Below are 12,687 nucleotides of genomic sequence, written 5' to 3'. Positions count from 1 at the left end.
TTAACCTAAATCTTTTTTACTAAAGTAATCATGTCATAAGGCGCAATTTTAAAATCTTGTGCAATAATTTTTTCTAAGCCATCAACTTCAATAAAATCTTTATTTTTAAGATATGAAACATCTTTTTCTGTGTTAGTCATATTAGACAGACGCAGTACCAAATGTTTTTTTATTGTATAAGACAAATAAAGTGCAGCAACTTCAATGTCACTGTTAATATTCAGCCAATTTTCGGTTTTCTTAAGTTGAGGCAAATTTTGTGCAAACTCCACATCCCACAATTTATTATCTAGTCTATTTACGAACAAATTATGTTTCTGCATTTGGTAACTGACTGAAGGAGAATACCATTTAGAAATAACTTGAGACAGTTTTTCTTCTCTTAATTGACTTCCGCTTGGAACATATAAGCCAAAATTAAACTCATTAACACCCAACTCTTGTGCCATTGGAGTAGGCATCATCACATGGCCAACGGAAGTAGTGTCACCTGAAGCTCTGCCTGGTCGCCATAATAAGTTTGGTTTTCCCAACTGACCAGTTGTAGCCATTAAAGTAATAAAAAGTGAATCATCCTTTTTTTCATATTCTTTTTGACCTTCTCCTAAAAAGTACAATCCTACCTTTGAATTATTCATACCGACACAACGATCAAAAATATAAATATTCACCGGTTTTTCAACAAATTCATCGTTCCAGTTATCAGCAATTTTTTCATTAGTTGTTCTTCTGAATCCACCCTGGATTTGTGCATGAACATTATCTGTCTCAAGACCAGTTTTTAATCTAAGTCTTAAGCGGTGAGCAAGAGCTTGATTATCCACTATCAACTTAGCTGATATCACTGGAGAATTAGCAACCATAGTCAAAGTAAGCTTGAAATTTACCGCTACTTGCTTCGCATTTTGACTGTTAGCTCTGTCCTCTAAATCGTAAGGTAATGACCAGGAACCACTTAATTGCAGTGTCTCGATCTCTTTTGCCTTAGCAACCTTAATTTTTCCCTGCCACGGAAGGCGCATTTCGCGATCATTTTTCAGTGGCGAAAAGTCATATGTGTCACCATCATTTGCTTGATCATAAACACTGATGACATCCGTAAAAGTTTTATTTTTAGTAACTAAATTAAATTTGCCATCCAGATAATTAACTGTGGCTTCCTTATTTGCGATTGAACTGCCCTTTTGTAGCCTAAGCTTAGGCACTACGCTCTCACTATTCTCAAAATGAATAACCTGATATCCTAATCCCTTCATTTCGATATATAAACTAACTTTTAATTTGAAATAGCCAGATTCATCTTTAAATTCATAACCATTAGGAGTTAACTGCATAATATGAGGTCTAGATTTGACTTCTTTACAGTCCACAATGACTGCTTTATTTTGAGTTGGAAACTTAACATTAGACGAACTGGAAATAATTTCTACGACTTTCCGTCCCTTAAAGCTATAAGGATCAGTATTAAAAACCAAAACGTCATGATCTGATAATGAAAGCCGTTGAGCCAACCTTTTCTTAATGTAATTTTCTAAACCATCTGCTATTTCAAAAGCCTGTTTGTAGCGCTCATTGATGTCTAACGCCACGTTATCAGTAACACTGCCCCCCATCGTATCGTGTGGTTGCGCTTTGAACAACAATTTCCATAACTTAACAACTATGCCATTTGAAATTGGAATACCTGCATATTGAGCAATTACCATTAAAGGTTCCAAACGCCGAGTTATAACTTGTTCAAGTTTAAAGTTTTTACGTTTATTTCTAGATCTGACAGAGCAAATGGTTCTATGAACTCTGGAATAAGTTGGATATCTTAGTTCTCCTTGAAATTCAGGTAATTTTTTTGTCCGCAATTTTTGCATAAATTCTGGATATGAACTAATTAAAACATCATGTTTAGAATACTGATTTACTTGAGCAATTGTCTTTGAAAGATCATGAATTATATTCATTTGGTCTATGCCGGAAGGTACAAGGACTTCAGAATTATTGCCATGTAATGCTTCAAAATCTATCCCTTTATCTAGCCGATTTTTGACAAAGTCCTTTAAATTGCGCTTTGATTCCAGATCTATTTGCCCAGTAAAATAGCCTAAAGGGAAATTGGCAGCAAATACTGCTTTTCCACCTAACGCTTTCCATTTAAAATAGACGGATTTAGTTTGTCTTTTAAAATTCGTACCGCGCCATGATAGAAAGTCATAAATTCCCACTTGATTTAAAATCATCGGTAAATTAGCGTTGAAGCCAAAGGTATCTGGTAAATAACCTAATAGCATCGGTTCACCATAATTTTGTCTGGCATCTAAAATTCCGATAATCAGATTTCTTATTAAAGATTCAGCATTAGGGGCAAGAGCGTCTGTTTGAGTATACCAAGGCCCAATGAAGAGTTGTCCCCGATTAACTAATTTATGAATTCTACCTTTGGCTTCAGGATGAATCTCAACGTATTCATCTACAATAGACATCTGACCATCAAGAGTAAAATTAGCCTCCGGATGTTCTTCAAGTTCGTTCAATACTTCTGTAAATAATTGATCGCTCAATACCTGTGCATCTTGCGTAGTAAAGTACCATTCACGATCCCAATGAGTGTGATTAACAAAATATGCTTTAACCATAATATCTCCTAAAACTCAAAATAAATTGTCATAAACTTAGCGTGCCCAATTTTTGGTAAAATTACTTGCTTATTCTTAATTTTTAAATCTTGTAAAATACGCTCCCTTAAATCAACTAGTTGAACTATCTTTGGCTGTTTAGCAAACGTAATTTGTTCACTCACTTGGTGAAATTTGGGGTTATAGAGTCGTAAACAATATCCTAGACCAGACCTTGATCTTTCAATTGTACTTACTGTCAACTTGTTTTCAGTTTTAAATAAGCTAAATTCAGGTTCTAAAAACTGTCTACACAGATTCAGTGGAAAAGTTAGCCTACCGTTTAAAAATTCTGCATATTCATAGACTTGCAAAGGAGATTCGTAGTCTTTAACTTCATTAGCTAAATTTGACTGATCATAACTGGATTGTCCTGTAGTCAGTGCAAATTTAAATTCCAATTTATGATTTAATTGCGCGTTAGGCGTCGGGACTGTTTCATCCCCGGAGGCGCGACCAGGACGATATAATAAATCACTTTTGCCTAGCATGCCAAAAGTGCGGAAAAGAGTTAGCCTTATAACAGAATCTTTTTTACTAGTACACTCATATTCTCTGACCACTTGTGGAATAACAGCTATATTTCTTTTAGCATTTGAAAGACACACAAAACTTTGCATTGTATTGATAGAAATTGGTTTTTCTTGCCATTTTTCTTGATTTTGCGTCCAATCTGCTAAGTCTTTCTCTTTTGCAAGAGGACGTTTGATTGTGCCAAATTGAATATCTGCAATACTAAAATTAGTATCAAGTTGACTAGCAAAATCAACGCAGAGTCTGTGACTCAACGGCTTAGTATTATCAACTTGAACTTTAAACTTAATCATTTGAGCGGACTTGGTTAATTTAACAACCATTTTTACAGGCATTTTAGTGTCGGTTATTCCCTGACTTCTCATTTCCAAATTTTTAGGAACCATGTAATTAAACAAGATAATTAATTTATCTTCCAATTTACCATGAGATACCTGCACCTGATGTTTTTGACTAGTCGAATAGATTATTAAATCTTTTTTTGCAGGTGAATAATTATATGAATCTCCCCCGTCACCGTTTTCTTCTAGAATTGCTTGATTTGAATAAAGCTTTTTATTCAGTTTATCTAAAATATTCAAACTGCCATCTGTGTTAACAGAAATTTGATAATACTCATTTTCAATTTTCGTATCAGCAATTGCTAATTTATTTAACTCTATTTCCTTGTCCTCAAGTGGTATTAGGTAAAATTGCTTATAACCATAAGGCGGAATTTCACCAAAATCAATATTCAAGTTGATACAGTAAACTTTTTTCGGGGTATAAATATTTTCTCCCGGATTTAGTTGGATAGTAGCACCCTTTATCAAATTAGTGTTATCTTTGATTGAATTAATTTCGTATGCTATCTCATTGTTTTCATAATCGACAATCTTAAAATTGCGACTTGGAATATACAGAGTCTTATTAATTACTTCGTCTCTTACAAAGGGCAATGTATTAAATACTGTCAAAGTAATCGGATGCTTTTCACTTTTAATATGTGTAGAAATGAACCGTAAAGTAGAATCAACTAAGCTTTCAGCAGTATCCTTCACTTCCAGATACCGCATTTTTATCGCATTGTTAACTCTATCAGATACACAATTACCCATTGAATCGTGTGCCGCATTTTTACCCATTTTTTGCCACAAGCTTTTTATTGCTGCAAAAGGATAATCTAGACCAAAATAACTGCCCATGGATAAAACAGGCTGTACAATGTTAGTGAGATAATTTTGTAATTCCGTATTTAATTTTTTGATATCTGCTCGAGAAGAATAGATCGACTTGTGAACACGCATATCTTTGCCACAATCCTGCTCACCTCTAACCACTGCCATGTCAGGCTTATCTTTTTTCACTGCGTCAATATATTCTGGCAACGATGCTACCTTAAATCGGTATTCTTTCTCGTTAGCATCATTTAACTTTGTAATTAAATCTGGCAAGTCATGTCTTAATGGAGCCATATCTGAACCATTCGGAAATAAAATGTTATTTGTTGTTGCTTGTTGGACTACAGTTTTGAAGGGTTCAGTTTTCATTAATGCTGATAACTTATTTTCATCAATTACGCCCCCGATAAAATAGCCACAAGCCATGCGAAACACATTGATTCGGGAACCATCTTCACCCTGCCAAATAAATTCAGATTTTTTAGTGTCCGCCATTGAAAAGCCACGATATAAAACTGCATCTTTGATGCCAAAACTAGAGTATATTTGCGGCAAACTTGACTCTTGACCAAACGAGTCCGGCACATAAGCTACATTCATGTATCCGCCTAAATCTGATGCGGCACTTGTCCCGATTCTGAGGTTATTAATGATACTTTCACCAGATGCCATGAACTGATCAGTTTGGGTATACCATGGTCCTAAGAAAAGTTTCTTTTCTTTAACTAATTTTTTTACACGCTCAATATCTTGCGGACGCCAAGATAAATAATCTTCAATTAAAGAAGTTTGACCATCTAATAAAAAGCTACCGTACTTTTCGTTTTTTTCTAAATGATCAATTACATCTTTTAAGTCTTTGATTAAATATGCTTTAGCTCGTTCTGAAGTAAAAAACCATTCTCTGTCCCAGTGAGTATGCGGGACAACAAAAACTTTTTTTATCATTCTGTCTCCTAAATAAAAAAACTATAGCTTAAAAGGAATATTTTCTTAAACTATAGTTTTTATTTCTACTGAATATTTAACTCGATGTCGTCGTCACTCACTGATTCATCACCAGATGAATCCTTATCTGTAAAGTCAGCAATTAATGGTGCAACTATAGCTATAAATAAAGCACAAACAAAAATACCAGCAAGATAAGCAAAAATATTATCTGCAGTCAAAATTCCGGGTAAACCGCCTAAAGGTGGAATATGGGATTTCACTCCTAAAAATGCACCTGTGGCCGAACCTAGAGCTCCACCAAGTACATTAACAATTATCAGTTGTGGGGCCTTCATCATGAATGGAATCGCACCTTCAGTAATACCAAAAGTTCCCATAATTAAGTTGTTATGTCCCATTTCTAATAATTCGGCAGAAAAGCGCTTCTTAGGCCAAATGAAACTCATAAGCGCATAACCCATTGGAATAGCGCAAATAGCAATGTTGGTATATAAACATGGCTGATAAATGCCTTCTATAAAGAAGAAGTTTCCTACTCCCCAAGCTGCTTTATTAACTGGTCCACCCAGGTCAACACCGATCATGCCTCCCATAATGGCAGCTAATAAGACAGCATTAGTCTTTTGTTCGACCATATACTTAACCCAAGATGTTAAGCCATTATTAATCCAAGCTAGTGGTGGCGTTAAAATAACACCTACAAAGAGCGCCACTGAGCCAACAGTTAAAAGCGGCATGACAATAAGTTCAATTGCCGAATTCCATTTATCTGGAACTTTAATCTTGCGGCACCAACGTGCTACATAGCCGGCAATGAGTCCAGCAGCGATGGCTCCAATAAAGCCAAGTTGATTATTAGTAGCTAACTGACCACCGATAAAACCAGCACCTAAAGCTGGTTTGTCACCGAGAGCGTAAGCAATATAGCCACCAATTACCAAGTTAACTAAGCCAATACCAATCCAACCTACTGAGTTTATTTGATAAAGAATATGGAAAAAGCCACCGGTTTTAGCAAACTTAGATAAATTACCATAGCCAAAGCACATACCAATCAATTGCGGTACACCAACAACAAGTGCACCACCGATAACAGTTGGGATCATGTATGAGATCCCACTCATGATTGCTCCTTCCCACTCTTTCAAAATTCTTTTCATACTAATTCTCCTTCTTAATTGCAGCAGCACATTTCTTCAAAACAGCTTTAGGTGACTTAATGCAAGTGTTAATATCTACTCGAATAACTGGCTTGCCCTTAAATCTGTCCATACTAGTTATTTTTTGATCAGAAGCAATTAAGACAAAATCAGCTGCATCTGCTTCTTTCTGGGAAATAGCGTTAACTGGTCCCATCATTCCTTGTTGCTCAATTTTGACATTCCAATTTAATTCCTTACCAGCTTTTTCTAAAGCCTTAGCTGCCATTGGGGTATGGGCCAAGCCTGCTGGACAAGCAGAAACTCCTACTACATTCATTTTTTATTCTCCAATCTTTTCATTAATAAATTGTGCAATCATTTCTTTAGAAGAAAGGCTGCGTAATTTTTCTTTAAAATCTTTTTCCAACAATGCCGTTGATAAATTGGCCAGCATTTGCAAATGTTTGTCTCCTGCATTTTCGGGTGGGACCATCAATGCAAAAACATCAGTGACTGGCTTTTTATCATATGTCTTCCAGTTTAAAGGCTGACTTAATCTAAAATAAAGAAAACCCGGTTTTTTAACCGCTGTTGTTTTAGCATGCGGAATTGCAAAGCCATCTTCAAGTCCTGTTGAAAATTCTTGCTCTCTTGCCAAAAAACTTTGATCTAATTTTTCTATGTCATTGGTATAGCCTGCATCATATGCCGCTTTGGCTGCATATTGTAAAAAGTCTTCTACGCTAGCTTCATTGACATCTAAAAAAACATCATCGGCAGAAAATTTCATTTATGTCTTCACTTCTTTTCTTATTTGAAAACCTTTTCAATAAATATATTATCTTTTAATAATTAATTTGTAAGTACAAGTATTTTCCATTTAAATTGGAAAAATCATATTTAATGTAGTCATAATCCTGTTTAACTAGGTTTGTTTAATACAAGCCGTTTTATAATCTAAGTTTTTTCTAAAAGTTTAACTATAAAAATAGCCCTGAAAGTTATTTGACTTTCAGGACTTAGTTTGATGATAAAAGAGCCTGCTATAATTTTTACTTAATAGTAATAGTTCCTTCTGTTGAATCAACCAAAAGAAAATTTTTCTTGGAGTTCTTTTTGATGAAGTTTTCATAAGGCTTTGAACCCTTATACCTAATTGCTTTGCCATCTGCTGTCAACTGGTAACTTAGGTTAGGCGTATTTTTAATTACTAAATTGCTACTTTGTAAAGTAAAAGAATTTCTATTGCTAAGTTGTGAATTGTTAACTGTAATATTAGCGTTAGAAGCATCCAGAGTCACTGTTGAACGACAATTTAAAAGTCTGCACCAACCTCCATCTATTTTAACTTCTGCATTACCCAGATCAGAGTTATTAATTGTTAATCTATGGTTGCCACCAGTTATTAAACTTGTATTTTTCGCGTCAATATTATCAATATCTAAATAACCATCTATACAACTCACAAAATTTGCATTAGCTTTCAGGTCTTTTAACCTGATGTTTCCGTGGTCACTGTCGCTATCAAATTCGGTATAGTGAACATTTTGAGGGACAGTTACGTCAATTTTGGAACCAATTTTACGCCAATTGATTGCAATAGGTCTGGGCTCATAGATATCCAAACGGTTATTTGCTAATTTGACTTGTACTGCATCTGGATTAACTCCAGTAACATTAACTTGGTATTTTTTGCCCGAATGAAGAAAAACATCAGAGGAATCAGTTTGAATAAAAACTTTATTAAATTTGTGGTTTGAAGTATATATACGTGTGAGCGTAGAATCATCAATAGCGGTCAAAGTAAAGTGGTTATGATTAGCAATTATTGGTCTTACACCGTTATTAGACCAGCCAACGAGCATCATAACAAGACCAACAGTTATGGCCAATCCACATATACGATAAAACTTTTTCATAATTAATCCAATCCTCCTCACTCATCTAAACATTGGTTTTATAGTAACGCTGCTTGAAAATTTTCCGGCCAATGTGTTGAAAAAAAGCAGCACATTCTGCAGTTAGGAAGCGAATAAACTTCATAATTACTGGGAATAGCATTAAGCTGATACATGTTAAAACTAAACCTCCTCCAACATAGAAAAAGCCTGAAGCCCAGTAGCCACCAAAAAGCAGTCCAAACGATCTAATCAATATAAAAGCACCAGCGATGAATAAAGAGGTAATAATGATAGCTAAAGCAATAAAGATTGCGGCCAATGCAATCAATACTGCTACCATAACTATTACTGCTGCTAATGCTAATGGTATGCCGATAGGTGCAGCCAGAACTCCCAATAAAATAACCCAAATGGTTTTTAAGTTAGACTTGGAGCTGGTTTTGTGTGCCTCTTCTCTTTCAGGTATTGAAACTGAATAGTCCGCCATAATTTTGCGTGCTAATTGCTTGGGAATACCTAACTCAGCAATTATCTCTGATTCGTTATGGTAATTGCCGTCCAGTAAAAACTCCTGATAAAATTCCACAACATCTTGCATATCAGAATTAGGCAAATTAACAAGATTTTGCTTTAACTGCAAAATATAATTATCAATAACTTTATTCATTTTCTTCTCCCATAATTTGATTTATCTTAGTGCTAAAACTGTACCACTCTTTTTTAATTGTTTTTAATTCTGCTTTACCTGAAGCAGTAATTTGGTAGTAATTCCTGCTTCTTCCCTGAAAAAGCCTGGTACCAACTAATAAGAATTTGTTTTCCCTTAATCTTTTCAAGACAGGATAGATGGCAGACTTAGAAATACCAAAAGTTGTTTTAGCCCAGTTTGTTATTCCACGACTATAACCACTGTTTTCTTTAATAAAAGCTAAGACAACTCCATCCAGAAGACGATTTGAAATTACTATCGTCATAATTATTTCCTTCATTATTATATTATATATAATATTGTAGAGCTTAATCAAAATGCTTTCAAGCAATTAATGGAACTTTCACTGAATTATTTTTGCATTCTCAAATTTTGTAAACCTTTATCCCTTTGTTTGTTTCTTAAATTTACACATTCACTAAGGTTTTCTAGGCCAAGTTTTTATAGTAAGATTAAAAACTAATAACTATTTTTAATAATGGAGGTTCAATCTATGTTAATGAAACCACAACATTTTCAGGTTGGAGATAAGATAGCAATAGTCAGTTTATCAGCTGGTACTCTGGGAGAGAATTTTGCTTCTCATGAACTTAAACAAGGAATTAAGCACATGAAGCAACTTGGTTTACAGCCTGTTTTTATGCCCCATGCTCTCAGCGGTATTAAATACATCAAAAGTCATCCTGCTGAACGCGCTGCCGATTTAAAAGCAGCATTTTTAGAACCAGATATCAAAGGAATCATTGCCGCAATTGGTGGGGATGATACCTACAAGACACTGCCTTATTTAATGGCAGATCAGGAATTTAAAACTGCTGTTTTTGAGCATCCCAAGTTGTTTAGTGGTTTTTCTGATACCACGAATAATCATTTAATGTTTTACAGGTTAGGAATGCAAACTTTTTATGGTCCAAGCTTTTTAACTGATTTTGCAGAGCTAGAAAACGAACTTTTACCTTACACCAAAAAAACTTTAAATCATTATTTTGAGAATTCACCTGCAACCATCATTCCTGCTAGTGAAACCTGGTATGAAGAAAGAACTGATTATTCAATCAGCCAAGTTGGCAAAAAAAGGATAAACCACCAAGATACTGGTTATGAGGTGCTACGCGGTCACAGAAAAATTCTGGGAAGACTATGGGGTGGTTGTATTGATAGCCTTTACGATGACTTAGTCCCTAATCGTTATGAAGACGAACCGCCTATCGCCAGTCAATATCATCTCATGCTTACAGAGGAAGAAGCTCAAGATAAAATATTATTTATAGAAACATGCGAAGAAAAACCAGCTCCTGAATTTTATCGTAAAGAAGTAGCTAAATTGGCTGAAGTGGGTATTTTAGGCAATGTGCGGGCTATTTTAGTTGGTAAACCGCAGGATAAAAAATATTTTTCTGAGTATAAAAAAGTCTTACTGGAAGAGACTGCTACCTTTAATACACCAATTTTATATAATGTAAATATTGGACATGCTTATCCCCGTGCTGCTCTGCCATACGGCGCGCTAACACAAATTGATTTTGAAAAACCAGAGATAAAAGTTATGGAACCCTGGTTTGCCTAATCTGAAATTATTTTAAAAAAATATTTGCCTTTTTTTAGTCATGGTGTATTATATATATATTACAGTGATACAAAGAAAGAAGGAAAATCTATGAGTTTACTTGAAACTCGTGGTGTAACTCGCACCTATGGCAAAGGTGCAACTAAGTTTGATGCCTTACGTGGAATAAATTTACAGATTAACAAAGGTGATTCGGTGGCTATCATTGGCAAAAGTGGTTCGGGTAAGTCTACCTTGATGCACATCCTGGCACTTCTTGACCACCCCACTACTGGCAGCGTCTTTTTAAATAATGAACCCACAAGTAAAATTAAGAATAAAGCATTAAATAAGCTGCGCAATCAAACATTTGGTTTTGTTTTTCAACAGTTTTTCTTAAACGCTCAAGACAGCGTATTGGAAAATGTCATGCTCCCTCTAAAAATAGCTGGAGTCACAGGCAGAGAGCGCCGTACAAAAGCTCTAGCAGCAATCAAGGCAGTTGGATTAGAAAGTAAAGTCAAAAATAAGGCCAGTGCTCTATCAGGGGGACAAAAGCAACGGGTCTGTATTGCACGTGCTTTAGTCAATGATCCCCAAATCATTTTTGCTGATGAGCCGACAGGAAATTTGGATTCAGCTACCAGCGAGAATATTGAAAATATTTTATTTAAATTACATCAAGAAAAAAATATCACTTTAATAATTGTTACCCACGATCCGGATTTAGCCAAAAAGTGTGAACGTCAGATTCAGATTAAAGATGGTCAAGTGGTAGGAGGAACACAGCAATGAGATTTCATGATATTCTTAACTCGGCGGCTACAAACTTATGGCACAATAAAGGAAGGACATTCCTAACCATTATTGCTGTTTTCATTGGTTCCCTAACTATTGCCATTACTATGGGTATTAATAATGGTGTTAATGATTATTTGAAAAAGCAAGTCGGCAATGTTGGTAAAACTGAGCAAATGTCAATTTTGCCTGGGAGTTCCAGTCAAGATACGAATGAACTTCAAAAATATAATACCAAGAAGAGCAGTCAAAACGCTGATGGTATGATGGACAAAAACGACGTTAAAAAAATCAAATCTGTTAAAGGCTTAAAAGATTTTAAAGCGTTAAAGGACTGTGATGTTGACTATGTCCAAGGCCCTAATAAAACTAAATATCTTATAATTGCGCAAATAACGGAAGGAATCAATTACGACCTGAAAGTTGGTCACCAAGTTGCAACTAGCGGAAAAAAGGCCCAGATTTTAATCACTAAACCAATGGTTAAATCTTATGGTTTCAAAAATGCTCAAGATGCACTCGGTAAAAAAGTTACTCTAGTGACAAAATCACCCGTTACCAAGAAAAAAACAAAAATATCTGCTACGGTTGTTGGAGTCAGAAACGATAGTATAGTATCAAAAGGTTTTGCTATTTACAGTAATGGCTTAGGGCGAAAAATAATTGCCGCCAACCAAAAAGGTCTTCCGCATGCATTAAAAGATAAGTATGTTAGTGTTATTGCTACTCCTGTTAACAAGAGTGCCAGCAGCATTAAGAAAGTTGAGGATAATTTAACTAAAAAAGGATATTCCGGTATGACTCTTAAGGAAGCAGTCAATGAACTTTTCCTAACATTCAACGCAGTCACTGGGGTTTTAATTGTTTTTGGAGCTATCGCATTAGTAGCTGCCTGCTTTGGAGTAATTAATACCCTGTACATGTCAGTGAGAGATCGTACAAAAGAAATTGGTCTTATGAAGGCATTAGGGCTTAGCAAAGGTAAAGTATTTTCCATCTTCAGCTGCGAAGCGATCTTAATTGGTTTGTTTGGCTCTTCATTGGGATTATTACTGGCAATGGGCTTAGGTAGTGCCATAAACAATTTTGCTGCTAAGTCATTCTTAAAAGGACTGGATGGTTTTACCTTAATTCAGTTCAACTGGACTAGTAGCTTACTAATTATTGGCATCATCTGTCTAATTACCTTTTTAGCAGGAACACTGCCTGCCAAACGAGCAGCAAAATTAGATCCCATCACTGCTTTAAGATATGAATAAATAATTGCAACATTAAAAAAC

11 protein-coding genes are annotated in these 12,687 nt (G+C 35.2%); 3 read left to right on the top strand and 8 right to left on the bottom strand.

The window, feature by feature from the left end; genetic code table 11:
- Positions 1-5: 5 nt before the first annotated feature.
- From H3R29_RS05425 to H3R29_RS05390, 8 genes are all read right to left on the bottom strand, one after another.
- Positions 6-2,627, bottom strand: coding sequence for a glycoside hydrolase family 38 C-terminal domain-containing protein (locus tag H3R29_RS05425; protein WP_198202700.1), 2,622 nt, complete (start codon positions 2,625-2,627; stop codon positions 6-8).
- A gap of 8 nt (positions 2,628-2,635) precedes the next feature.
- Positions 2,636-5,308, bottom strand: a complete 2,673-nt coding sequence (locus H3R29_RS05420; protein ID WP_198202701.1) for a glycoside hydrolase family 38 C-terminal domain-containing protein — start codon at positions 5,306-5,308, stop codon at positions 2,636-2,638.
- 65 nt (positions 5,309-5,373) lie between these two features.
- Positions 5,374-6,471, bottom strand: a complete 1,098-nt coding sequence (locus tag H3R29_RS05415; RefSeq protein WP_110446410.1) for a PTS fructose transporter subunit IIC — start codon at positions 6,469-6,471, stop codon at positions 5,374-5,376.
- 1 nt (position 6,472) lies between these two features.
- Positions 6,473-6,790 carry a PTS fructose transporter subunit IIB gene (locus H3R29_RS05410; RefSeq protein ID WP_198202702.1) on the bottom strand — a complete coding sequence of 106 codons (318 nt, stop codon included), beginning with the start codon at positions 6,788-6,790 and terminating at the stop codon, positions 6,473-6,475.
- Between the two features lie 3 nt (positions 6,791-6,793).
- Positions 6,794-7,243 carry a PTS sugar transporter subunit IIA gene (locus tag H3R29_RS05405; RefSeq protein WP_110446411.1) on the bottom strand — a complete coding sequence of 150 codons (450 nt, stop codon included), beginning with the start codon at positions 7,241-7,243 and terminating at the stop codon, positions 6,794-6,796.
- A gap of 262 nt (positions 7,244-7,505) precedes the next feature.
- Positions 7,506-8,372 carry a DUF4097 family beta strand repeat-containing protein gene (locus H3R29_RS05400; RefSeq protein ID WP_198202703.1) on the bottom strand — a complete coding sequence of 289 codons (867 nt, stop codon included), beginning with the start codon at positions 8,370-8,372 and terminating at the stop codon, positions 7,506-7,508.
- Positions 8,373-8,397: 25 nt separating this feature from the next.
- Entirely contained in the window at positions 8,398-9,021 is a 624-nt protein-coding gene (locus H3R29_RS05395; protein WP_198202704.1) for a DUF1700 domain-containing protein, read from the bottom strand.
- A complete protein-coding gene (locus tag H3R29_RS05390; protein WP_198202705.1) occupies positions 9,014-9,328 on the bottom strand; it encodes a PadR family transcriptional regulator in 315 nt (104 codons plus the stop codon). Before H3R29_RS05390 ends, H3R29_RS05395 begins: the two co-directional genes overlap by 8 nt.
- A gap of 228 nt (positions 9,329-9,556) precedes the next feature.
- On the opposite strand from H3R29_RS05390, the gene H3R29_RS05385 reads away from it, so the two are divergent.
- The 3 genes from H3R29_RS05385 (at position 9,557) to H3R29_RS05375 (ending at position 12,666) form a co-directional block, all read left to right on the top strand.
- Positions 9,557-10,630 (top strand): S66 peptidase family protein, encoded by a 1,074-nt coding sequence (locus H3R29_RS05385; RefSeq protein WP_232352228.1) that lies wholly within the window; start codon positions 9,557-9,559, stop codon positions 10,628-10,630.
- A 90-nt stretch (positions 10,631-10,720) separates the two neighbouring features.
- Positions 10,721-11,404, top strand: coding sequence for an ABC transporter ATP-binding protein (locus H3R29_RS05380; protein ID WP_198202706.1), 684 nt, complete (start codon positions 10,721-10,723; stop codon positions 11,402-11,404).
- Complete coding sequence (locus H3R29_RS05375; RefSeq protein WP_198202707.1) at positions 11,401-12,666, top strand: ABC transporter permease; 1,266 nt, start codon at positions 11,401-11,403, stop codon at positions 12,664-12,666. The genes H3R29_RS05380 and H3R29_RS05375 overlap by 4 nt, the downstream gene beginning before the upstream one ends.
- Positions 12,667-12,687: the final 21 nt, after the last annotated feature.

The sequence above is a fragment of the Lactobacillus sp. M0393 genome (assembly GCF_016102025.1).
GTDB lineage: Bacteria > Bacillota > Bacilli > Lactobacillales > Lactobacillaceae > Lactobacillus > Lactobacillus melliventris.
Note: the sequence above shows the minus strand (reverse complement) of the source record. Positions and strands in the feature narration are given on the sequence as shown.

Excerpts from the sequence above, each read along its gene's own strand:
- H3R29_RS05425 (WP_198202700.1), bottom strand. The coding sequence starts at position 2,627 with ATGGTTAAAGCATATTTTGTTAATCACACTCATTGGGATCGTGAATGG.
- H3R29_RS05420 (WP_198202701.1), bottom strand. The coding sequence starts at position 5,308 with ATGATAAAAAAAGTTTTTGTTGTCCCGCATACTCACTGGGACAGAGAA.
- H3R29_RS05415 (WP_110446410.1), bottom strand. The coding sequence starts at position 6,471 with ATGAAAAGAATTTTGAAAGAGTGGGAAGGAGCAATCATGAGTGGGATC.
- H3R29_RS05410 (WP_198202702.1), bottom strand. The coding sequence starts at position 6,790 with ATGAATGTAGTAGGAGTTTCTGCTTGTCCAGCAGGCTTGGCCCATACC.
- H3R29_RS05405 (WP_110446411.1), bottom strand. The coding sequence starts at position 7,243 with ATGAAATTTTCTGCCGATGATGTTTTTTTAGATGTCAATGAAGCTAGC.
- H3R29_RS05400 (WP_198202703.1), bottom strand. The coding sequence starts at position 8,372 with ATGAAAAAGTTTTATCGTATATGTGGATTGGCCATAACTGTTGGTCTT.
- H3R29_RS05395 (WP_198202704.1), bottom strand. The coding sequence starts at position 9,021 with ATGAATAAAGTTATTGATAATTATATTTTGCAGTTAAAGCAAAATCTT.
- H3R29_RS05390 (WP_198202705.1), bottom strand. The coding sequence starts at position 9,328 with ATGACGATAGTAATTTCAAATCGTCTTCTGGATGGAGTTGTCTTAGCT.
- H3R29_RS05385 (WP_232352228.1), top strand. The coding sequence starts at position 9,557 with ATGTTAATGAAACCACAACATTTTCAGGTTGGAGATAAGATAGCAATA.
- H3R29_RS05380 (WP_198202706.1), top strand. The coding sequence starts at position 10,721 with ATGAGTTTACTTGAAACTCGTGGTGTAACTCGCACCTATGGCAAAGGT.
- H3R29_RS05375 (WP_198202707.1), top strand. The coding sequence starts at position 11,401 with ATGAGATTTCATGATATTCTTAACTCGGCGGCTACAAACTTATGGCAC.